Annotated in this window: 22 protein-coding genes; 21 read left to right on the forward strand and 1 reads right to left on the reverse strand. The window is 55.2% G+C overall.

Annotated features, from left to right (window positions below):
- Nucleotides 1-9: 9 nt before the first annotated feature.
- The 21 genes from spoIIIAE to spo0A all read left to right on the forward strand — a co-directional run bounded on the left by spoIIIAE (nucleotide 10) and on the right by spo0A (nucleotide 20,260).
- Nucleotides 10-1,458: a stage III sporulation protein AE gene (gene spoIIIAE, locus KIH86_RS12410; RefSeq protein WP_235775388.1), complete on the forward strand. Its 1,449-nt coding sequence runs from the start codon at nucleotides 10-12 to the stop codon at nucleotides 1,456-1,458.
- A 24-nt stretch (nucleotides 1,459-1,482) separates the two neighbouring features.
- Nucleotides 1,483-2,232, forward strand: a complete 750-nt coding sequence (spoIIIAF, locus tag KIH86_RS12415) for a stage III sporulation protein AF (RefSeq protein ID WP_223086261.1) — start codon at nucleotides 1,483-1,485, stop codon at nucleotides 2,230-2,232.
- Nucleotides 2,233-2,247: 15 nt separating this feature from the next.
- Nucleotides 2,248-2,886, forward strand: a complete 639-nt coding sequence (gene spoIIIAG / locus KIH86_RS12420; protein ID WP_223086262.1) for a stage III sporulation protein AG — start codon at nucleotides 2,248-2,250, stop codon at nucleotides 2,884-2,886.
- 86 nt (nucleotides 2,887-2,972) lie between these two features.
- Nucleotides 2,973-3,896, forward strand: coding sequence for a SpoIIIAH-like family protein (locus tag KIH86_RS12425; RefSeq protein ID WP_223086263.1), 924 nt, complete (start codon nucleotides 2,973-2,975; stop codon nucleotides 3,894-3,896).
- Between the two features lie 158 nt (nucleotides 3,897-4,054).
- On the forward strand, nucleotides 4,055-4,561 hold the full coding sequence (gene accB, locus KIH86_RS12430) for an acetyl-CoA carboxylase biotin carboxyl carrier protein (RefSeq protein WP_223086264.1): 507 nt from the start codon (nucleotides 4,055-4,057) through the stop codon (nucleotides 4,559-4,561).
- A gap of 199 nt (nucleotides 4,562-4,760) precedes the next feature.
- On the forward strand, nucleotides 4,761-6,104 hold the full coding sequence (gene accC, locus KIH86_RS12435; protein WP_223086265.1) for an acetyl-CoA carboxylase biotin carboxylase subunit: 1,344 nt from the start codon (nucleotides 4,761-4,763) through the stop codon (nucleotides 6,102-6,104).
- A 113-nt stretch (nucleotides 6,105-6,217) separates the two neighbouring features.
- A complete protein-coding gene (locus tag KIH86_RS12440; protein WP_223086266.1) occupies nucleotides 6,218-6,634 on the forward strand; it encodes an Asp23/Gls24 family envelope stress response protein in 417 nt (138 codons plus the stop codon).
- A 164-nt stretch (nucleotides 6,635-6,798) separates the two neighbouring features.
- Nucleotides 6,799-7,338 (forward strand): alkaline shock response membrane anchor protein AmaP, encoded by a 540-nt coding sequence (gene amaP, locus KIH86_RS12445; RefSeq protein WP_223086267.1) that lies wholly within the window; start codon nucleotides 6,799-6,801, stop codon nucleotides 7,336-7,338.
- A gap of 15 nt (nucleotides 7,339-7,353) precedes the next feature.
- On the forward strand, nucleotides 7,354-7,584 hold the full coding sequence (locus KIH86_RS12450; protein ID WP_223086268.1) for a DUF2273 domain-containing protein: 231 nt from the start codon (nucleotides 7,354-7,356) through the stop codon (nucleotides 7,582-7,584).
- 312 nt (nucleotides 7,585-7,896) lie between these two features.
- Nucleotides 7,897-8,349 (forward strand): transcription antitermination factor NusB, encoded by a 453-nt coding sequence (gene nusB, locus KIH86_RS12455; RefSeq protein WP_223086269.1) that lies wholly within the window; start codon nucleotides 7,897-7,899, stop codon nucleotides 8,347-8,349.
- Nucleotides 8,350-8,492: 143 nt separating this feature from the next.
- Nucleotides 8,493-9,350: a bifunctional methylenetetrahydrofolate dehydrogenase/methenyltetrahydrofolate cyclohydrolase FolD gene (gene folD, locus KIH86_RS12460; protein WP_223086270.1), complete on the forward strand. Its 858-nt coding sequence runs from the start codon at nucleotides 8,493-8,495 to the stop codon at nucleotides 9,348-9,350.
- A gap of 12 nt (nucleotides 9,351-9,362) precedes the next feature.
- A complete protein-coding gene (xseA, locus tag KIH86_RS12465) occupies nucleotides 9,363-10,748 on the forward strand; it encodes an exodeoxyribonuclease VII large subunit (RefSeq protein ID WP_223086271.1) in 1,386 nt (461 codons plus the stop codon).
- Nucleotides 10,717-10,974 carry an exodeoxyribonuclease VII small subunit gene (gene xseB, locus KIH86_RS12470; protein ID WP_223086272.1) on the forward strand — a complete coding sequence of 86 codons (258 nt, stop codon included), beginning with the start codon at nucleotides 10,717-10,719 and terminating at the stop codon, nucleotides 10,972-10,974. Before xseA ends, xseB begins: the two co-directional genes overlap by 32 nt.
- Nucleotides 10,975-11,029: 55 nt before the next feature.
- A complete protein-coding gene (locus tag KIH86_RS12475) occupies nucleotides 11,030-11,953 on the forward strand; it encodes a polyprenyl synthetase family protein (RefSeq protein WP_223087650.1) in 924 nt (307 codons plus the stop codon).
- Between the two features lie 95 nt (nucleotides 11,954-12,048).
- The gene (dxs, locus tag KIH86_RS12480; protein ID WP_223086273.1) at nucleotides 12,049-13,956 is read left to right on the forward strand and encodes a 1-deoxy-D-xylulose-5-phosphate synthase; all 1,908 of its coding nucleotides are present in this window, start codon (nucleotides 12,049-12,051) and stop codon (nucleotides 13,954-13,956) included.
- Between the two features lie 46 nt (nucleotides 13,957-14,002).
- On the forward strand, nucleotides 14,003-14,908 hold the full coding sequence (locus tag KIH86_RS12485) for a TlyA family RNA methyltransferase (RefSeq protein ID WP_223086274.1): 906 nt from the start codon (nucleotides 14,003-14,005) through the stop codon (nucleotides 14,906-14,908).
- Between the two features lie 385 nt (nucleotides 14,909-15,293).
- On the forward strand, nucleotides 15,294-15,767 hold the full coding sequence (locus KIH86_RS12490) for a hypothetical protein (protein ID WP_223086275.1): 474 nt from the start codon (nucleotides 15,294-15,296) through the stop codon (nucleotides 15,765-15,767).
- Nucleotides 15,768-15,795: 28 nt separating this feature from the next.
- Entirely contained in the window at nucleotides 15,796-16,242 is a 447-nt protein-coding gene (gene ahrC / locus KIH86_RS12495; RefSeq protein WP_223086276.1) for a transcriptional regulator AhrC/ArgR, read from the forward strand.
- Between the two features lie 33 nt (nucleotides 16,243-16,275).
- Nucleotides 16,276-18,012 carry a DNA repair protein RecN gene (gene recN, locus KIH86_RS12500; protein WP_223086277.1) on the forward strand — a complete coding sequence of 579 codons (1,737 nt, stop codon included), beginning with the start codon at nucleotides 16,276-16,278 and terminating at the stop codon, nucleotides 18,010-18,012.
- 162 nt (nucleotides 18,013-18,174) lie between these two features.
- The gene (spoIVB, locus tag KIH86_RS12505) at nucleotides 18,175-19,242 is read left to right on the forward strand and encodes a SpoIVB peptidase (RefSeq protein WP_407672272.1); all 1,068 of its coding nucleotides are present in this window, start codon (nucleotides 18,175-18,177) and stop codon (nucleotides 19,240-19,242) included.
- Nucleotides 19,243-19,438: 196 nt separating this feature from the next.
- On the forward strand, nucleotides 19,439-20,260 hold the full coding sequence (spo0A, locus tag KIH86_RS12510; RefSeq protein WP_223086279.1) for a sporulation transcription factor Spo0A: 822 nt from the start codon (nucleotides 19,439-19,441) through the stop codon (nucleotides 20,258-20,260).
- A gap of 472 nt (nucleotides 20,261-20,732) precedes the next feature.
- Here spo0A and KIH86_RS12515 read toward each other — a convergent pair.
- On the reverse strand, nucleotides 20,733-21,438 hold a 706-nt coding region (locus KIH86_RS12515; protein ID WP_223110489.1), incomplete at its 5' end, for a stalk domain-containing protein.

Below are 21,438 nucleotides of genomic sequence, written 5' to 3' on the forward strand. Positions count from 1 at the left end.
GGAGCCGTTATGGGGAAAAGAGCCATTTTTCGTCCGCCGAGGGCCGGACGGTCCATGTATCTCCTGCTGGCCCTTCTGCTCTTCCTGTGCGCGGGAACCGGACTGGCCTTTGCCGAAGCCGCCGGAACCGGAACGACCGGAAGCTCTTCGGAAGCTGCCTGGGCGACCTCGGATTCCAATGCAGGCTCCGGCCTGCAGGGGAGTACGGACCTCGGACAGGGAGAGGGGCTATCCTCATCATCCGGCCTGGCCGCAGACGCCGGCGGATGGAGTGGCGACGGTTCCGCGGCGGGCGTTCAGGACGCAAATTCCGGTACAGGCACAGGCGGAGCATCAGGCGGGAGCGGCGGAGGATCATCAGGCGCAGTCAATGAGTGGGTCAGAAGCCAGGTCGAAGATCTTCCGAAAGACGGCGTAGAGAAATACTGGAACCAGTTGATGAAGGATTACGGCGGTTTTTTTCCGGAAGGTACAACTCCTTCCCTCATGGACATGCTGCTGCCCGGGGGGAAAGGAATCAGCATGCAGAGCGTGCTGTACGGACTGCTGAACTATATGTGGCATGAGGTAATGTTCAACGGCAAGCTTCTGGTCACCATCGTAATGATCAGCGTGCTTAGCATGATTCTGGAGACGCTGCAGACGGCGTTTGAGCGAAAGACGGTCAGCCGGGTGGCGTACATGATTTGCTTCATGGTCGTGGTCGTTATCGCGGTGAACAGCTTCAGCGTCGCGGTCGGCTACGCCAAGGACGCCATCGACCGGATGATTGATTTCATGATGGCCATGGTTCCGCTTCTGTTCGCGCTGCTGGCATCCATGGGGAACCTCGTCACCGTCTCGGTGACTCACCCGCTGATCGTCTTCATGATTCACCTGGTCGGCATACTGATCGATACGATGGTGTTCCCGCTGCTGTTCTTCTCGGCGGTGCTTCATCTGGTCAGCTCGGTATCGGATAAATACAAGCTTACCCAGCTGGCGAACCTCCTTCGCAATATCGGCACCGGCGTACTCGGGGTTCTGCTGACCGTGTTTCTCGGCGTCATATCGGTCAGGGGCATAACGAGCTCCGTCACGGATGGCGTGACGCTGCGGGCGGCCAAGTATGTGAGCGGCACCTTCGTTCCCGTTATCGGCAAAATGTTCGCTGACGCCACCGACACCGTAGTTTCCGCTTCACTTCTGGTCAAGAACGCAATCGGATTGTCGGGCATCATCATCATCCTGTTCCTCTGCGCGTTCCCGGCCATCAAAATTCTGGTGCTTGCGCTGATCTACAATGTGGCGGGAGCGGTGATGCAGCCGCTGGGCGACACTCCGATCGTCGCCTGTCTGCAGCAGATCGGCAAGAGCATGGTGTATGTGTTCGCGGCGCTGGCGGCGGTCTCGCTGATGTTCTTTCTGGCCGTTACAATCCTGGTCGCCGCCGGCAACGTGACGGTGATGATGCGATGATCCGGAGTGGACGGGAGGTGGAGCATGAGCTGGCTCTCAGGATGGCTGCGTGAAATCATATTGATTGTGCTGCTGGCGGGCTTCATCGAGCTGCTGCTGCCGAGCAAATCAATGGAGCGGTATGCAAGGCTGGTGCTGAGCCTGCTGGTTCTGCTGACGATTCTAAGCCCTATCGTCTCACTGCTAAAGGGAGACGCCGCCTCGCAGCTCAGTCTGGCGCTCAGCCGGACGGTAGAAGAGGAAGGCGGGAACAGCGGGAAGGAGAGCAAGGAGCTGGCGGCTATTCTAGCCAACGGACGCAAGCTGGCTTCCGGAAGCCAGGAGCAGAGCCTGAAGCTCGCCGCAGGGCAAATTGCCGGGCAGATGAAAGAGGAAATAGCGGCTGCGACCGGGCGCCGGGGAGTGAAGGTATCGGTATCACTCGGAGTAACCGGCAAGGACGGCGGCGATGTGCCTGTCATCAAGAGGGTCGACGTTAGCTTATCGTCAAGTCCTGCTGCGGTGGGCAGCGGTAATGCGGGCAGCGAGACGGGTTCACCGATCACGGTCGAGCCGGTGGCCGGCATCTCGGTGCAGATAGGGGATGAGCAGGAGCGTCAGCCCGCGCAGCAGGATGTCAGTAATACGGAGGCAGGCGCACAGGCTGAGGAGGATCGTACCGAACGAGACACCGTAACCGCGCTGCTCGCGAAGAACTGGAATTTGGACCGGAATGTGATAACGGTGACCGGAACACAAGATAAACAGTCCTACGCCGGGGCCGGCCGGCAGTAAGAGGAGGAGAGCAAGATGGGCAACTGGCTGAAGAAGCTGGAGAAACTGGTAGGCGGCGGAGAGAACCCGAAGCGGTCGATTACATTACGCTGGCTCCTGATTCTGGCTCTGCTGGGCGTGGCGATTATGCTGTTCAATTCCTTCGTCAATGTGAAGAAGCTGGACAGCAACAATACGGGGCGAGAGCCACCGGCCTCCCAGAGCTCCCAGGCGACCCTGCAGGAGCAGACGGGAGATGACTCCAGCTCGTTTGACGGAATCGAACGGGAAATGGAGAACCGGCTAAAGGGGATTCTGGAGCAGATCGTCGGCGTGGGGACGGTGGACATCTTGGTAACCGTAGATTCCACGGAGGAGGTTGTCGTACAGCGCAATGTCAATGACTCCCAGCAGCTCAGCGACGAGACGGACGCGAACGGCGGCAAACGTCATACGACAACCTACACGAGAGACGGTGAAATCGTCACCTACAGCAACTCGGGGGACGAGACGCCGATCGTCACAAAGAAGATCAAGCCCCAGGTCCGGGGCGTACTGATCGTAGCCAAGGGGGCAGAGAACAAGGTGGTGAAAGGTCTGATCGAGCAGGCTGTTCAAAAAGCGCTCAACGTGCCGAGCTACCGCATCTCTGTTGTGCCGAGAAAGCAGGAATAGGCAGTCTTCCGGGTGGTGCGCTCCCTGGCGCTTACCCTTATGGCAATAGACTTTAGCCGCAAGAACATGAATAAGGAGGAAGAAGGATGAACGGAAAAAGACAGACAATCTGGTTGGTGTCCATGCTCAGCTTGATGGTGGTGCTCTCCGCTTACTATTTATTCACGGAGGACTCGGGCGTTTCGTCCCCGAAGGAGACGGCGGGAACCATCCAGGTGGATTCCGTGAAGAACGGCGGATCAACGCTCGCAGACGGCGGTGCTACAGTCAGTGAAGTGACGCCTCAGGATGCTGCTTCGGCGAATGACTCCACGGCTTCCGCCGGTCAGTCCGCATCGAATGACAACACAGCCGCCGCGGATAACGGCAGCACCGCCAGCGCTGACGGCAAGACTACGGCTGACGCTTCATCCGCAGCCGCCGGAGACAACGGCGCCGCTTCGGCTGAAGGCACCGGAAGCTCCAAGGAAGCGATCACTCCATCGGCGCCGGCTGCTAGTCAGAGCCCCGCTGCATCCGCATCCGCATCTCCGAAGGCAACCGCCTCAGCGGGCAAGACCGGGTCGGATAAATCGACGTCGGCGGGAGACGACAGCGGCGTCTCGAAGAAAGACGCCGCTGTGCTCGATCAGGTCGCCTCGCAGAGCGCTTCGGCTTCCAGCATGTTCACCAACTATCTCTACGAGCGTGAGCAGAATAACCTGAAGGAGCAGAACGATCTGATGGCTGTCATCAACAATATGGATAAGACGCCGGAGGAGAGTGCCGCCGCCCAGCAGCAGCTGAACAAGCTTGAGGAGAAGGAGTCCAAAATTACAAGCATTGAAGAGCAATTGCAGCAGCAGTACGGCGACGCCATCGTCAAGGAAGAGGGAGAAGACACCTACAAGGTGGTTGTGCTGAGCGACAAGCTGAATGTGAAACAGGCGGCGGGCATCATTGATCTTATCATGAAGGAGCTCAGCGTATCCCAGGATAAAGTGAGTGTTCAGCATGTATCGGAGCAGTGATAATCGAAAAAACAGAACAATTGTCGAAAGAGCCCGGGCTTGTTCCGGGCTCTTTCTATTTCCTGCGTTTATGATATAATACATAACGTCATTCGAAGGAACAGGCTATCGGCCGAGTTGTGGTTTCAAGAGAAAGCTGAAGGAGTGAATGGATCGAAATGTTCAAATTAAGCGAAATAAAGGAATTGATCAAACTGCTGGACCAGACTTCCTCCGTCCATGAACTGGAGATCGAAAGCGAAGGAATGAAACTGGCCATCCGCAAGCCGGACCGGTCCGAAGCTACGGAAGCACATGCAGTTCCGGCAGCTCCTTATCCGTATCCTTTTACGCCGGCTCCGCAGGCTCCTGTATCCCAGCCGATCATTCAAACGGCTCCGGCCGCAGCACCGCAGGAATCGCCACAAGCTTCTGCAGAGGGAAATTTACATAAAATCGTATCTCCAATGGTGGGAACGTTCTATACCTCGGCTTCGCCGGATTCTCCTCCTTTCATCAGCGAAGGGGATAAGGTATCCGAGAAATCGACGGTATGCATCATCGAGGCGATGAAGCTCATGAACGAGCTTGAAGCCGAAGTGCGCGGCGAGATCGTCTCGGTTCTGGCCGAGAACGGCCAGTTGGTTGAGTATGGCCAGCCGCTGTTCCTGGTGAAACCGGAGTAGCCTCATATTTCAATTGGAGACGGACGGCATGGAACCGTGTCGCATTGCTGGCTTAAGGCAACGGGCAGTCGGGGGAATGCCGCCGTTTCTTTCTGGAATTCAAGGATTATAAGCTCCGCGCTTAAAGTTGGATTTAGATTTCTCGATAAACGTTTGGCATTCTAAACGAAGGCAGATGTTTATCCTTGGGAGGACAGAGATGAATATCCATAAAGTGCTGATTGCCAACAGGGGTGAAATCGCCGTCCGGATCATTCGCGCCTGCCGCGAACTCGGCATTTCAACTGTAGCCGTCTATTCGGAGCCCGACCGCGATTCGCTTCATGTCCGGCTTGCCGACGAAGCGTATTGCATCGGCCCTACGGCATCCAAAGACAGTTATCTGAATTTCACGAATATTATGAGTGTCGCCACCCTTACCGAATGCGACGCCATTCATCCCGGCTACGGCTTTCTGGCCGAGAACGCCGATTTTGCCGAAATTTGCGGGTCCTGCAACATCATCTTTATCGGACCGTCTCCGGAAGCCATTACCCGAATGGGTGACAAGGCTGTGGCGAAGGATACGATGAAGAAGGCGGGGGTTCCTGTCATTCCCGGCTCGGACGGTCTGGTTGAAGATGTGGATGATGCGGTTCTGCTCGGCCGGGAGATCGGCTATCCGATTATCGTCAAGGCGACCGCCGGCGGCGGAGGCAAGGGAATCCGCATTGCCGAGGACGAGGAGTCGCTGGTCAAGCAGATCATCGCTGCCCAGCAGGAAGCCCAGAAGGCGTTCGGCAACGCAGGCGTATACCTGGAGAAATATCTGACAGGCATGAAGCATGTCGAGATCCAGATTATCGCCGACAATCATGGCAACGTGGTTCACTTGGGCGAACGCGATTGCTCCGTGCAGCGCCGGCGGCAGAAGCTTGTCGAAGAGGCGCCTTGCCCGGTGCTCACTCCGGATATTCGGCAGGCCATGGGCGAAGCGGCCGTGCGGGCGGCTCAAGCTGTCGGATACTCCGGCGCCGGGACGCTGGAGTTCCTCCTCGGGTCGGACGGGCAGTTCTATTTCATGGAGATGAATACCCGAATCCAGGTTGAACATCCGGTTACCGAAATGGTGACAGGCGTCGATCTGATCAAGGAAATGATTTCGGTAGCGGAGGGCAATCCGCTGTCCTTCACGCAGGACGATATCACAATCAGCGGCTGGGCGATCGAATGCCGGATCAACGCAGAGGACCCTGCGAAGAACTTCATGCCTTCGCCGGGCAAGATCGGATTCTATCTGCCTCCGGGCGGGCTCGGCGTCCGAGTCGACAGCGCCGCCTATCCCGGCTGCACGATTTCGCCTTTCTACGATTCCATGATCGCGAAGCTGATTGTCTGGGCGCCGACCCGTCAGGAAGCGGTGCAGAAGATGAAGCGAGCCTTGGCTGAATTTGCCGTGGAAGGCATTCATACGACCATCCCGTTCCATCAGAGACTTCTGGAGCATCCGGTGTTCCTGGACGGCAATTTCGATATTAAATTCCTTGAGGAAAATGAAATTTAGGGCATGGCCGCATTGTTTGTCATAAAGATCGGCAAATGATATAGTATGTTTAATGAGAAACGAACTTGCGCTTAGGCCAGTATGAACTAAGTTGAAAGGTGTGGGGGACAATTATGAGTACATTGCCGACAGAATTCGAACGAACGGAAATCGGTGAAATCCAGATCGCTCCGGAGGTAATCGAGATTATCGCGGGGCTCGCGACCGTTGAGGTCAAGGGCGTCGCCGGTATGAGCGGCGGATTTGCCGGAGGCATTGTCGAGCTGCTGGGCCGCAAGAACCTTTCAAAGGGCGTTAAAGTGGAAGTCGGCCAGCGCGAGGCGGCGGTGGATGTATCCGTTATCGTGGAGTACGGCAACCGTCTTCCAGAGGTAGCGGCGGAAATTCAGCGCAACGTCAAGCGCTCCATTGAGACAATGACCGGCCTGACCGTGGTGGAAGTGAACGTACAGATTCACGATGTTCAGTTCAAAGCTGCCGAGAAGAGTGTAAGCGTAGAGGATACGGATTCTGCTCTTCGCGTCAAATAAGGACTCTGGCGAAGCAGCCTGAAGAATCCATACATTTCCGGGGTCCCTAGCAGGTGTACCTGAGCAAGCATCAAACGACAGCCCCACCAATCGTGTGGGGCTTTCCTTGAACCCCCGACGCTTTTGGTCGAGGGTTTCTCTATTTTAAGGAGGTTATGCAGTTCGTGGCCAAAATTTTGGACAGACTTCTGCTGTTTCTGTACAGCTTAAGCATCGGAATATTATCGGTAATTGCTCTCCTGCTGCTAAGCGGCGTCGTGCCCTGGAATCTGGAGATCCGTGACTGGAACACGGTCTACATCGCTGCGGTCGCCGGCTCGGTCATTCTGTTCTTGCTCAGCATCCGCTTCTTCTATATCTCGCTGCGCCGGGACCGTACTTCCAGTCTTTCAGTCGATCAGCGGACGGAGTATGGGGATATTCAAATCTCCATGGAGACGATCGAGAATTTAAGTTTGAAGGCTGCAGGACGGGTCAAAGGCATCCGGGATCTGAAGTCGCGTATCCGCGTGTCCCAGGCGGGCCTTGAAATTATGATCCGCGGCGTCGTCGACGGCGATCATTCGCTGCCGCTCTTGACGTCTGAAATTCAGCGCCAGGTTCATGAATATGTGCAGGAAACGACGGGCGTACCGGTAGCTGATGTGTCGGTCTATATTGCGAACCTTGCACAGTCCCCCAGCTTCAAAAGTCGAGTGGAATAGAGGTGGGTTTCCCCTATGCCCTGGAGAGAAATATGGGAAAGTCACGGAGGCAGAATAACGGGAGTGGCGTTCGGTCTGCTGCTAGGCATCATTTATTTAATTAGCGGTTTTTGGGATATGCTGTTCTTTGCACTGGTTGTGTTCATCGGGTATACGCTTGGCGGACGAAAAGACGCGCAGGCTCCTCTGCTTCCTTGGCGGGAGCTGCTGGAGCGGCTGTCATCCCGCTGGCGTCCTTTTAAATGAACCGCGCTAAAAGTCTTTCTTTCGGGAGCGAAACCGGTTAGCCTGTGAATGAACTCCGAATGAGGACTGGCGCGGTTTTTTTATAAAAATATCGGTATTTTGCCTAATTCGATTCTATGGATTGATGCAAATGCTCAGATAAGATGCAGTCTGCAAGTTAAGGGGGAAGGGACTCTTCGATTATCGCCTTCCGCCTTTCGTATGGAATCGAAACCGGATGACGACATTATCAGGGAGAGCCGTGGACGGATGTTACATACGCTGTAATTCCCCTGGCCGGAATCCGGCTGTTAGTATATGAAGGAGGTACAAATGAAAAGACGCGTAGCAAGAGAAATTGTGGTTCAAAGCCTGTATCAGATGGAAATGAATGAAGTGGAGAGCAGTGAAGCCGTGAGCATGCTGCTGGAAGAAGCAGCTGAGGAGAACGAGACGGACCGGACCATCGGAGACGAGGCGTTGATGCGGGATTATGTGCTCAGCCATGTCAACGGCATTTGGGAGGCCAAGCCCGCGATCGACGATATGCTGGAGCATTACTTGAAAGGCTGGCAGATGAGCCGTCTCTCGCGTGTGGATCGTCAAATTCTGCGTCTGGCCGCCTACGAAATGATCTATCTGAACGATGTGCCGGCCAAGGTAGCTGTCAATGAGGCGATCGAGCTCGCCAAGCATTTCGGTACAGAGGATTCCGGAAAGTTTGTCAACGGTGTACTGGGCAAGATGATTCAGGATCTGGAGAAGCTGAAGGAAAGACAAAATTAGTCGGCTGGTAATGCGTTCATGCCTTAACCTGAGCAATATCGCTTGATATTCGTAGAGTAGATTTAGTGTTGCATGCCTAACAGGCGTAGGCGGCTGTGCCGCCAGTCTGTCCCATAACTTCAGAACAAGGAGAGAAGCGAATCATGACAGCAGCAATCATCAGCGGTAAATTGGTTTCCGAGGAAATACGCGTAGATATCGCCAAGGAGGTCGCAGCCCTTGCGGAACGCGGCGTCAAGCCCGGTTTGGCCGTCGTGCTGGTTGGCGAAGATCCGGGTTCACAGGTGTATGTGAACAGCAAAGAGAAGACCTGCATCAGCCTGGGCTTCCATTCGGTTGTGCACCGGCTGCCCGCTTCCACCTCGCAGGAGCAGCTGCTCGCTCTGGTGGATGAGCTGAACAACGATGATGATATCGACGGCATTCTGGTTCAGCTTCCGCTTCCCAAGCATATCGACGAAAAGGCGGTAATCGACGCTATCTCTGTAGAAAAGGATGTGGACGGCTTCCACCCGGTCAATGTCGGCAATCTCGTCATCGGCGATGACAGCCTGCTGCCCTGTACACCGGCCGGTGTGATCGAACTGATCAAACGGACGGGCCTTGATCTGTCCGGCAAGCACGCGGTCGTTATCGGACGCAGCAACATTGTCGGCAAGCCGGTGTCCCTGCTGTTGCAGCGGGAGAACGCGACGGTGACGATGTGTCATTCCCGCACGAAAAATATGCCCGAGCTGTGCAAACTGGCCGACGTGCTCGTAGTGGCGATCGGCCGCGCTAACTTCGTTGACGCGTCTTACGTGAAACCGGGTGCGGTTGTAATCGATGTTGGCATGAACCGGCTCGATAACGGCAAGCTGGCCGGCGACGTCGATTATGAGAGCGTGAAGGAAGTCGCGAGCCATATTACGCCGGTTCCCGGCGGCGTAGGCCCTATGACCATCACAATGCTGATGGTGAACACCCTGACGGCAGCGAAGCGCCGCCGCGGTCTGGAATAGGGAGTCCGCTCCATGGCGGACCGCAAAGTATTCTCCATTAAAGATCTGAACCGCTACATCCGCATGAAGCTGGACTCCGATACCGTGCTTTCCGATGTGTGGATTCGAGGAGAGATTTCGAACTTCACGCATCACGGCAGCGGGCATATGTACTTCACGCTGAAAGATGAGAGCAGCCGGATCAAGGCGATTATGTTCGCGTCTCATAACCAGCGGCTGCCTTTTGTGCCGAAGGAAGGTTCGCGGGTTATCGCCAGAGGCAATGTAACGGTGTACGAGCGGGACGGACAATACCAGTTCTACGCCACCCATATGCAGCCCGACGGCATCGGAAGTCTGTATCTGGCGTATGAGCAGCTGAAGAAGAAGCTGGAGCAGGAAGGACTGTTCGATCCGGAACGGAAGCGGCCGCTTCCCGGTTATCCCAAGTGCATAGGCGTCGTAACGTCGCCGACGGGAGCGGCGGTCCGGGATATTCTGATCACCCTCCACCGGCGTTTCCCGCAGGTGGAGATCGTGCTGTATCCTGTGCTTGTCCAGGGGAAGACGGCTGCTCCTTCCATCGTGAAGGCGATCCGGAACCTGAATGCCATGGGCGAGGCCGACGTGCTCATCGTCGGCAGAGGCGGCGGCTCGCTGGAAGAGCTGTGGGCATTCAACGAAGAAGCGGTGGCGCGGGCCATCGCCGAGTCGGACATTCCGGTCATCTCGGCCGTCGGCCATGAGACCGACTTTACGATTGCGGATTTCGCGGCCGACCTGAGGGCCGCGACACCCACGGCCGCGGCGGAGCTGGCCGTGCCGAGCTCGGCGGAGCTGATGTTTCAGCTCCGCCAGCAGCAGCGCCTGCTGCGCCAGGGCCTGCAGCGGCGCGCGCAGCGCGGCCGCGAGCGGCTGGACGCGCTGCGACGCTCGCCGGCGCTCACGAATCCGCGCCGGCCCCTGCTCCAGCACGCGCAGCGGCTGGACATGCTCCAGCAGCGGCTGACCCGCGCGCTGGAGTCCAAGGCTGCGCGGGCGCGCGACCGGCAGGCGGTGCTGCATCACCGCCTGGAGCGGCACAGCCCGCGCGAGGGCGTCATCGCCGCGAGGCGGCGCGCCGACTCCGCCAAGCGGGAGCTGGCCGCCGCCATGAGGGCGGCCATCGGGAACAAGCGCGCCCGGTTCGGGGCGGAGCTCAAAGCGCTGGACGCGCTGAGCCCGCTGAAAGTCATGGCGCGCGGATACAGCCTGGTGTATGACGAGAAGGAACAGCACCTGATCAAATCGCTGGGTGAGGTTCAGCTTGGCGACCTGGTCGTTGTGAAGCTGGCGGACGGCCAGCTGGACTGCCAGGTATGGGGAATGAAGGAGGATGCGAAGGAACATGGCGAAGGAAGAAGCGGAACTGGGGTTTGAGGAAGCGATGGACCAGCTGGAGCTGATCGTGCGTGAACTGGAGCACGGCGATGTTCCGCTGGAGAAGGCGATCGATCTGTTTCAGCAGGGCATGAAGCTCTCCCAGTTGTGCGGAAGCAAGCTGGAGCAGGTGGAGCGCAAGATCGAGATGATCGTCGAGGAAGACGGAGAGCTGCGCAAGAAGCCGTTCGGCGGTGCGCTGGAAGGGGCCGGCGATGAATTCTGAATATAGCGCCGCGCTTCGTGGAGACGATTCGGAAGACCGGCATGAGCTGGAAGCGATGTCCCATCCGAATGAGCGCCGCCAGCCGTTGAATGAATACATCGCCGGCGTCGCGGATCTGGTAACCGCCCGCCTGTCTCCCGGAGCGCTGTTCCCGGCACATTGGGAAGTTCCGGCGAAGCTTGCGGAAGCGATGGGCTATTCGCTGCTTGCCGGAGGCAAACGGCTGCGTCCGCTTCTGGTTGTCGCGGCCTGCGAGGCGCTCGGCGGAAGCCGGGAAGCCGCGCTTCCCGTAGCAGCCGCCATCGAGATGGTGCATACCTATTCGCTGATCCATGACGATCTTCCCGCGATGGACGATGATGATTATCGCCGCGGGCGGCTGACGAATCATAAAGTATTCGGTGAAGCACCCGCCATTCTGGCGGGTGACGCGCTGCTGACGCATGCCTTCTACAGCGTTGTCCAGGCTTCGCGGACTCACGGCGTTCCGGCTGAACGCGTGCTCTCGATCGTCGAGGATCTGGCCGAGATGGCCGGTCCGCGCGGCATGGTCGGCGGACAGGCCGCCGACATGGAAGGCGAGCAGGGGCTGACCGATCTGGACAGCCTGAAATACATTCATCTTCACAAGACCGGCGACCTGATCGTATTCTCGCTGCTGGCCGGAGGCCGGATTGCGGGAGCGGACGAGCGGCAGCTGGAGGCGCTCCGGCGCTTTGGTATCAATATCGGCCTGGCCTTTCAGGTGCAGGATGATATTCTGGATCTTGTCGGGGACGAGGGCAAGCTCGGCAAGAAGACTGGAAGCGATGTCCGCCAGCAGAAGGTGACATATCCTTATTTCATCGGGCTGGAGGAATCGCGCCGGGAAGTGGAGCGGCTCACCGGGGAGGCCAAGGAGGCCGTTCTGGACGGCGGTTTCGCTGACCCGTCGCGGCTGCTGGAGATCGCGGAGTATTTGATGTCGAGAGACCACTAGAGCTTGTCACAAGAAACGGCTGCCTTTCGACAGCCGTTTCACTTATGTTATAATGAGGGTTATACTTTACAACATCAGGAAAGCGGGGAATTCACGTGCTGCTTCCACAACTGAATGATCCACAGCAACTGAAATCGCTATCGATCGAGCAATTAGACTCGCTGGCGGAAGAGATTCGCCGGTTTTTGATTGAGAAGCTGTCTGTTACCGGCGGACATCTGGCCTCCAACCTGGGAGTCGTGGAGCTCACGCTGGCCCTGCATTACTGCTATGACAGTCCCAGGGACAAATTCATATTCGATGTCGGACATCAGGCGTACGTCCATAAAATATTAACCGGCCGCAAGGACCGCTTCGACACGCTCCGCAAATCAAACGGGCTGTGCGGCTTCGTCAAGCGGTCCGAGAGCGAGCATGACGTCTGGGAAGCTGGGCATAGCAGCACCTCCCTCTCCGCCGCGATGGGAATGGCGATGGCGCGAGACTTCAAGGGAGAGGACAATAAGGTGGTCGCCGTGATCGGCGACGGTGCGCTTACGGGCGGCATGGCCTTTGAAGCGCTGAACCATATCGGCCATGAGCGGCGCAAGCTGATGGTTATTCTTAACGACAATGAAATGTCCATCGCTCCGAATGTAGGGGCCATGCACAACTATCTGAGCAAGATTCGCTCGGACCGTCATTATTTGCGCGCCAAGGACGAAGTGGAATCGCTGCTGAAGAAGATTCCGGCTATCGGCGGACGGCTGGCGAAGACGGCGGAACGCATGAAGGACAGCGTGAAGTACATGATGGTTCCCGGCGTGTTGTTTGAGGAGCTGGGCTTCACGTATCTGGGACCGGTGGACGGCCACGACATCCAGACGATGATCGACACGTTCCATCAGGCGGATAATGTTGCGGGTCCGGTGCTTGTTCATGTGCTGACTACCAAGGGCAAGGGCTATAAGCCGGCGGAAGCCGATTCCTATAAATGGCATGGCATTACGCCTTATAAGATCGAATCCGGTCAGGTGCTGAAGGCTGTCGGGAACCCGATGTATACCGAAGTCTTCGGCGAGACGCTGATTGAGCTTGGCAAGCAGGACGAACGCCTTATCGCCGTTACGCCGGCCATGCCGGGCGGATCGGGCCTCTTTCCTTTTGCCAAAGCGTTCCCGGGAAGAATGATCGATGTCGGCATTGCCGAGCAGCATGCGGCGACACTGTGCGCGGCGCTGGCGATGGAAGGGATGAAGCCGGTGTTCGCCGTCTATTCGACCTTTATGCAGCGGTCTTATGATCAGATTGTGCACGACATCTGCCGCCACAACGCCAACGTCATGTTCGCGATTGACCGGGCCGGCTTCGTTGGCGCCGATGGGGAGACGCATCAGGGCGTCTACGACATCGCCTTCATGCGGCACATACCCAATATCGTACTTATGATGCCGAAGGACGAGAACGAGCTGCGTCATATGATGAAGACGGCGCTTGAATATAACGACGGTCCGATTGCCTATCGTTATCCCCGCGTCAACGGAACCGGCGTTCCGCTGGATGCGGAGCTTCGCTGTCTGCCGATCGGCTCATGGGAGCGCCTGCGTCCCGGTGATGATCTGGCGGTTATCGCCTGCGGACCGATGGTTCAGATCGCCGAAGAGGCGTCCGAGGCACTGAAGCGTGAGGGCATTCAGGCGGGAGTCATCAATGCGCGATTCCTGAAGCCGCTGGACCATGATATGCTGCTTGATCTTGCCCGCGCCGGCACGAAGCTCGTCGTGCTGGAGGAAGCGAGCCAGGCGGGCAGTCTGGGAAGCGCGGTGCTCGAGTTCTTCGCCGAGCATGGGCTTCATCATGTAACTGTGGAACTGATGGGAGTTCCGGATATCTTTGTCGAGCACGGATCGGTCAAAGAGCAGCGGCAGTTGACAGGGCTCACCGTTGAAGGGCTATGTGCCCGGATCAAATCGATGAAGGCGGTCAGTACTTATCCGTACGGCAAGACGACAACGTCCTCATAACCCACCCCTTACTCGGGTAGCGATATTCTACAAGCTGGAGATGACTATGGAAGGTAAAGAGAAAGAACGCAGTCCCAAAGAAAGAATCGATGTGCTGCTTGTCGAGCAGGGCTTCTATGAGAGCCGGGAGAAAGCGAAGGCCGCAATCATGGCCGGTCTTGTGCTTGCCGACGAGGAACGGATCGAGAAGGCGGGCATGAAGGTGCCGCGCAGCTCTGTCCTTAAAGTGAAGGGTGCCGTCCATCCCTATGTAAGCCGGGGCGGGCTCAAGCTGGAGAAGGCGCTGCGCACCTTCGGAATCGACGTAACGGAACGGACGATGCTCGATATCGGCGCCTCGACCGGCGGATTTACCGACTGCGCTCTGCAGAACGGGGCGAGTTATGTGTATGCCATCGATGTTGGCTACAACCAGCTGGATTGGTCGCTCCGGGAGGACAAGCGCGTCTGCGTTATGGAGCGGACTAATTTTCGCTATATGACGCCGCCCGATCTTAAGGGGCCATCACCGGATTTTGCGAGCATTGACGTCTCCTTTATTTCGCTCAAAATCATTCTGCCTCCGCTTAAGGAACTGCTGAAGCGCCCAGCGGATATCGTGGCGCTCATCAAACCGCAGTTCGAGGCCGGCAGGGAGAAGGTGGGCAAATCGGGTGTCGTCCGGGACTCTGCCGTTCACCGGGAGGTGCTGGTGAATGTGCTGAGTATGGCAGAGGAGCTCGGCTACCGTCTGCTGGGGCTGACCTTCTCTCCCATTACGGGCGGTGAAGGGAATATTGAATTTCTGGCTCACTGGAGACTGGAGCCGGCAGAGACTGGTGAGGCGGCGCAAGACGCGCCGCCAGGGATACCTGCCTCCGGGTTCGCTGAACTGGCGGCAAGAGTGGCCGCCGAAGCTTCGGGAACGTTCGGAGGTCAGGCGCCGACATCCGGAGGCTCATCGCGCCGGTAACGGCAGGGGCTGTATAAGGAATAGCGTAATTGTACAGCGGATCGCCGCTTAAGGCTGCCGAGATCATCGGCGGCCTTTCTTTTGTTCCATTGGCAGTTGTGATATAACCGGCTTGAGGCGGCGCGGAATTTGGTCTTCGTTCAAAGAGAAAAGCGGTGCCCACTTGAAAGGCGAACATCTATTCGTGTATACTACAGCTGAAGCATCAAATTCGGCATGCCAAGGGTCGTCTCTTGGACGGCCTTGGCATAGAAATCACCGCGGTGATCCAGTGCATTCTGGAAATCCGGGTATGATAATCACTGTGGGATTTTACGCCTTTCTTTTGGGAATCGGGAGGGAATCGGAGTTCCTGGCTCGAATACATCACCGAGGTGATGACGAGATGACGGGAAGCCCCGACAAAGCGGTTATGGCGATAATCGGCATTCTGGCAGCGGTTTTTATCCTCTACCGCATATACGTATGGCTGCAGAGCTCGCCCCGCTCCTTCCTGCAGGACCGTCTTCCGCTGAACGAAGACATTCCTCCGCATCCTGCCATAGGCCTGCTGGAGCAGGCCGGATATGAAGTGATAGGCGGAAGGCTCAAGATTCCTCTCTCCTTTCGGGTAGACGGTTCGCCGCTATACAGCCGGCTGTTCGTCGATTACGTAGCGGCTTCGGATGACGGGACTTCCTATCTGGTATTGCTGGCACGCCCGCGCCGAACGCTGGAATGGACAGGCAGCGGTGTTCGGGACATGCTGCTGCCCTTTCTGCTGATCTACCCGGAAATTGGGGGCGTGCTGTATGTGAACACTCCGGAAGCGGCGGTTCATGTGATTACATTCGGCAGGGATGACGGAGAGAATGACTAGAATCTTTTAACCAAACGGGAGGACATTCATGAAAGGTCAACGACATATCAAGATTCGGGAAATCATTACCCATCGGGACATCGAAACCCAGGACGAGCTGGTCGAAGCGCTGAGGGACGCGGGGTTTCAAGTTACCCAGGCAACGGTCTCGCGCGATATCAAGGAGCTGCTGCTCATCAAGGTTCCCATGGATGATGGAAGATATAAATATTCACTGCCGACCGATCAGCGCTATAATCCGACCCAGAAGTTGAGGCGGGTGCTGGTGGACAATTTCGTCCACATTGATTATTCAGGCAATCTGGTTGTGATGAAATGTCTGCCCGGTACCGCCAACTCGGTCTGCGCGCTTATCGACAGTATTGAGTGGCCGGAGATTATGGGAACCATTTCGGGCGATGATACGATTCTGATCATCTGCCGCGAAGCGCAGGATAGTACGAATGTGGTTTCCCAGATATTGGGGTATATCTGATACAGGCAGTTAAGTCTAGGAGGTGCTTTTTTCGTGCTGGAAACGTTATCGATCCGCAATCTGGCGGTCGTAGAATCGGTTGATGTTCATTTTTATCCCGGATTTCATGTGCTTACGGGCGAGACGGGCGCGGGTAAGTCGATAATCATCGATGCGCTGGGTATGATCGCAGGGGCGCGGGGGTCGGCGGATTCCATTCGCTACGGCTGTGAGAAAGCCGAGATGGAAGCCTTGTTTAATCTGCCGGATGACCATTCGGTTTGGACGACGCTGGAGAGGCTCGGCATACGGGCCCAGAAGGAAGAGCATCTCATTATCCGGAGAGAGCTGAACGCCCAGGGGAAGAGCACTTCCCGGGTCAACGGCCAAATGGTCAATCTGACCATGCTTCGCGAAATCGGAGAGCAGCTTGTAAATATACACGGGCAGCATGAGCATCAGAACCTGCTTCGTCCGGACCGCCATTTGAGCCTTCTTGATACGTATGGAGAAGCGGTGATCGGTCCGCTGAAGGCGGATTATCAGGAGAAATACGGCAGATTCGCCTCGGTTGAGAAGGAATTAAGGGAGCTCCTGGATTCCAGCCAGCGCACTTACCAGATGCTGGATCTGTACCGTTTTCAGCTGGAGGAAATTTCGGCGGCCGCGTTAAAACCGGGAGAAGATGAATTACTTTCCGATGAAAGGGTCAAACTAGCCCATAGCGAGAAAATGATGGATTCCATTTCCGGTGCGTACGAGCTTTTGAACGGCCGTCAGGGTCTGGAGGCGATCGGGAATGTCATTTCCATGCTTGAAGATGTTGTCCGGTTCGACGAGAAGGCCTTGAGACCGCTGCTTGAGCAGCTGCAATCTTCCTACTACCAGCTGGAGGACGCTTCCTTTCAGCTTCGGGATTACCGCGAAGACATTGAATTCAACCCGGCAAGACTGGAAGAAGTGGAGACCCGGCTGGATCTCATCAATACGCTCCGGCGCAAGTACGGCGACAGCGTAGAACAAATCCTGGCTCATTACGAGCAGATTGCCCGGGAGACTGATCTGCTCGAGAATAAAGACGAATATTTGGCGAAACTGACCGCGAAGCGCGACGGGCTTCTGAGTGAGCTTATGACTTCGGCGGAACGGCTTAGCGGAGCGCGCCGGAAGTGTGCCCGCGAGTTGGCTTCCCAGGTGGAGAGCGAGCTGAAGGACCTTCAAATGGAACGGACTTCGCTTGAAGTGAAGCTGGATCTTCTCGAGGACCCGAGGGGTGTAGAGGTGGATGGCCGGCGCATTCGTCTTACGAGACAGGGGATCGACAACGCCGAGTTTATGATCTCGCCCAATCCGGGTGAGCCGATGCGCCCGCTCAGCAAAATCGCCTCCGGCGGCGAGCTGTCCCGGATTATGCTGGCGATGAAGAGTATTTTCGCCAGACATGAAGATATCCCGGTATTGATCTTCGATGAAGTCGATACGGGTGTCAGCGGACGCGCTGCGCAGTCCATCGCCGACAAGCTGTACAAGCTGTCATCCACCTGCCAGGTGTTCTCCATCACGCATCTTCCGCAGGTGGCGTGCATGGCCGACCATCAGTATTTGATCCGCAAAAAAGTGGAGGATGGCCGCACGATGACCGAGGTGGAGCCGCTCAATGACCAGGGGCGCGTCATGGAGATGGCCCGTATGCTTGGTGGTGTTGAAATTACCGAAAAAACGCTGCATCACGCGCAAGAAATGCTCGGTCTGGCGGAGGGCAGCAAGGCTGCCGGAACGCCGGCAGGTTAAGTATTGACAGTAATAAAAGCCTGGGGGCAGGGTTATCTTATAGGTACGCAATTGGCGACCACTTTTTTCGTCAAGCGAAAGAAGCAAAAGGGAGCGTGACAGCCATTGAAGCCCAACCTCAGGATTGTTGTGCCAGGACTTTTCATTGCCTTTTTTCTTAGTGTGTCCGGGTTTAGCGCATCTGACTCCGGCTACGCCTCACCTGCCCGGAATGATGCAGTGCAGGCTTCGGCCCAGCGGGAAATCAAGGTGTTCCCGGGCGGTCAGACAATCGGCGTGAAGGTTAAGTCAGCGGGAGTGCTTGTCGTTGGCCACCATCTGGTGGAGGTATCCCGCGAGAGCAAAATGTCACCCGGCGAGATCAGCGGGTTGGAGCCCGGCGATCTCATGACTTCCATCAACGGAGCCAAATTGGACGATATGTCCAAGGTGGCTGAGCTTGTCAAACATGCCGGCGAAGCAGGCAGGGAGCTGAACATTACCTTTATGCGTGGGGGAAAAGAGCGTTCGGCGGTCCTGAAACCGGCATACGACAGGAATGACAAGGTATGGCGTCTCGGATTGTATATTCGCGATTCGGCGGCAGGGGTCGGCACTCTTACCTTCTATGCCCCTAGAGAAGGCGTGTACGGCGCGCTCGGTCATGTTATTACCGATATGAATACCGGTACACCGATTGTGGTCGGCAGCGGCCATATCGTTGAATCCAGCGTAACCTCCATTTCCAAGAGCCAGGACGGAGACCCCGGGGAGAAGCGGGCTCATTTCCTGAAAGAAAGCCAGGTGCTGGGGAATGTAGAGAGCAATACGGACTTCGGCATTTTCGGCAAAATGGGGAGCAATCCCGCTCACAGTCTGTATCGTGAACCGATTCCTGTTGCGATGAGCCGTGAAGTGAAGGAAGGACCGGCGCAGATTCTTACGGTCGTTGAAGGACAGCGTGTAGAACGTTTCGACGTAAATATTATACATGTAGCGCGTCAGGACGAGCCGGCCACGAAGGGGATGGTGCTGCGGATTACCGATCCAAGGCTGATCGATAAGACCGGAGGGATCGTTCAGGGAATGAGCGGGAGTCCGATTGTCCAGAATGGCAAGCTGGTGGGAGCCGTTACGCATGTCTTCGTGAATGATCCCAAATCGGGTTACGGCTGCTTCATTGAATGGATGTTGAAGGATTCCGGCGCAGCGGCTCACAATAATCTGTACTACAATCTTAAGGCGGTTTAGCCTTAAGATTTTTTGTCGAGGATTACCGAACTTCATCGAATAATGGAACAAAAGTAATAATTATAATTCATTACCGAAAATAAATAAAGAAAAATAATTTTCGACAGAAGGAAATTCATTCTCTCTGTCGAAATCCTTAGAAGGATTGATCAAATGCTGTTTGGATAAGCAGATTCTTTTAAGGAGGAAACAGCCTGTGCAAAAAATTGAAGTGCTATTGGCCGATGATAACCGGGAATTTACCAATTTGCTTGCTGAATATATTTCGGAGCAGGAAGATATGACGGTGACCGGTATCGCGTACAATGGCGAAGAAGTGGTTCAGATGCTGAGTCAGGTCCGTAAAATCCCCGACGTTCTTATCCTTGATATTATCATGCCTCATCTTGACGGACTCGGCGTACTGGAACGCCTGCGTGAGATGGATTTGAATCCTCAGCCCAAGATCATCATGCTGACTGCTTTCGGTCAGGAGAACATAACACAGCGGGCCGTACAGCTTGGAGCTTCGTATTATATTCTGAAACCGTTTGATATGGAAGTGCTGACCAATCGGGTGAGGCAGCTGGTCGGTACGCAGAGCGGAAGCATCATGACCTCGTCCGCATCAAGCTCACCGTCCTTTTCTGCGGTCAAATCCAATGTGGTTCTACTGTCCAAAGGCAAGAATCTGGACGCCAACATCACTTCGATTATCCATGAAATCGGTGTTCCGGCTCATATTAAAGGCTACCAGTATCTTCGCGAAGCCATTACGATGGTCTATAACAACATCGAAATTCTTGGGGCCATTACGAAGACGCTGTACCCAGCCATTGCCGAGAAATTCAAGACAACGCCTTCCCGCGTTGAGCGCGCGATCCGTCATGCCATTGAGGTGGCCTGGACACGCGGCAACATCGATTCCATCAGCCATCTGTTCGGCTATACGATCAATATCAGCAAATCCAAGCCAACCAACAGCGAATTCATTGCGATGGTTGCCGACAAGCTGCGGATTGAGCATAAGGTGTCGTGAAAGGGTAAGGATTAGGATACGCAGGTAGGATTTTGGTGGTAGGAAGTTATTGCATAAACTCACCTCTCTATTGGGTACGGAAAATCAATGGAGGGGTGAGTTTTTTTGACTAATTTTGAACTTCAAATTGACACTTTATGCTTTACTATACTTCCCGTAACTTGGCAAAGATGACTTTAACGAGTTGCGAACAAGTCTATGATTGTTTGTGGCATCTGAGTAATCAGCTTGGGATCGACGAGGTACAAAAGGGTTCAATCAAGACAAATCCGAAATTATATCAAGTTACATCAAGGAGCGGGTGAATTATTCAATCGTCACAAATGAGGCTTCGATCAAATAAGGTTCCCTCAAAACCGTTCTGATTACAATAAGCAAGATGAACGAGCTTGTTTATATATCAAATCAACATCTGCTTGGAGATTAGATTAAATGACATACATATTTNTTATTGCAGTCTTTGAAGAAGTTATTAGTTTGTTTTAAACCACAGGCCAGATGAACCATTATACTTTCTTCCATACACAATTAAAGGTGCTGGATCGTCCGTTTTAGTAAGAAAAGCAACCCATCCGGTTTGAGATCCACCCGCATAAATCTGCGTTCTTATTTCGGGATCGGGAACTACAACTGACTCTCGACTATAATCTACACCTTTAGAAGACACAAGAGTAAAATCCATAGGGCTTATGCTGACAGCATTGTCGGCATTGATATTTGAGACGATATCGATTTTTATACTTGCAAGGATGTATTCATATCCATCTTTGGGAGCTGAGTTGAATTTGTTTGCATCATAAATCATTTTCCATGCTTGAGAGCCTCTGATTGTCCTTAAAACCGATAGATTTCCAGTAATCCGATCAGAAAGACCTGTTGTGGTGAATGGAATTACTTCAGCTATATTCGCAGGATTAGTTCTTGTGGCTTGTTCTGTTGACTGTGTTGGCTGTGGTGTTGCAGTAGGTGTTGCGATAGATGGTTGAGCGGTTGCAACAGGGGTAGCTGCTTTATTTGTTGAGCTGATTATGTTAATAATTCCACTTTGATTAAGTGAAACAGTAGCGCCCAGGGCTTCAGACACCGCTCGCAGTGGAACGTATGTAGTGCCATCAATTATCTTTACCTCAGCATTAATCTTAGTGCCATTTACTAGGATGGAGTATTTGGTGGCTGCA

Source organism: Paenibacillus sinensis (genome assembly GCF_019904155.1).
Lineage (GTDB): Bacteria > Bacillota > Bacilli > Paenibacillales > Paenibacillaceae > Paenibacillus_AQ > Paenibacillus_AQ sinensis.

Excerpts from the sequence above, each read along its gene's own strand:
- spoIIIAG (WP_223086262.1), top strand. The coding sequence starts at position 2,248 with ATGGGCAACTGGCTGAAGAAGCTGGAGAAACTGGTAGGCGGCGGAGAG.
- spoIIIAE (WP_235775388.1), top strand. The coding sequence starts at position 10 with ATGGGGAAAAGAGCCATTTTTCGTCCGCCGAGGGCCGGACGGTCCATG.
- KIH86_RS12450 (WP_223086268.1), top strand. The coding sequence starts at position 7,354 with ATGCCCTGGAGAGAAATATGGGAAAGTCACGGAGGCAGAATAACGGGA.
- folD (WP_223086270.1), top strand. The coding sequence starts at position 8,493 with ATGACAGCAGCAATCATCAGCGGTAAATTGGTTTCCGAGGAAATACGC.
- nusB (WP_223086269.1), top strand. The coding sequence starts at position 7,897 with ATGAAAAGACGCGTAGCAAGAGAAATTGTGGTTCAAAGCCTGTATCAG.
- xseA (WP_223086271.1), top strand. The coding sequence starts at position 9,363 with ATGGCGGACCGCAAAGTATTCTCCATTAAAGATCTGAACCGCTACATC.
- KIH86_RS12475 (WP_223087650.1), top strand. The coding sequence starts at position 11,030 with ATGTCCCATCCGAATGAGCGCCGCCAGCCGTTGAATGAATACATCGCC.
- accB (WP_223086264.1), top strand. The coding sequence starts at position 4,055 with ATGTTCAAATTAAGCGAAATAAAGGAATTGATCAAACTGCTGGACCAG.
- KIH86_RS12440 (WP_223086266.1), top strand. The coding sequence starts at position 6,218 with ATGAGTACATTGCCGACAGAATTCGAACGAACGGAAATCGGTGAAATC.
- KIH86_RS12485 (WP_223086274.1), top strand. The coding sequence starts at position 14,003 with ATGGAAGGTAAAGAGAAAGAACGCAGTCCCAAAGAAAGAATCGATGTG.
- xseB (WP_223086272.1), top strand. The coding sequence starts at position 10,717 with ATGGCGAAGGAAGAAGCGGAACTGGGGTTTGAGGAAGCGATGGACCAG.
- accC (WP_223086265.1), top strand. The coding sequence starts at position 4,761 with ATGAATATCCATAAAGTGCTGATTGCCAACAGGGGTGAAATCGCCGTC.
- KIH86_RS12425 (WP_223086263.1), top strand. The coding sequence starts at position 2,973 with ATGAACGGAAAAAGACAGACAATCTGGTTGGTGTCCATGCTCAGCTTG.
- spoIIIAF (WP_223086261.1), top strand. The coding sequence starts at position 1,483 with ATGAGCTGGCTCTCAGGATGGCTGCGTGAAATCATATTGATTGTGCTG.
- KIH86_RS12490 (WP_223086275.1), top strand. The coding sequence starts at position 15,294 with ATGACGGGAAGCCCCGACAAAGCGGTTATGGCGATAATCGGCATTCTG.
- ahrC (WP_223086276.1), top strand. The coding sequence starts at position 15,796 with ATGAAAGGTCAACGACATATCAAGATTCGGGAAATCATTACCCATCGG.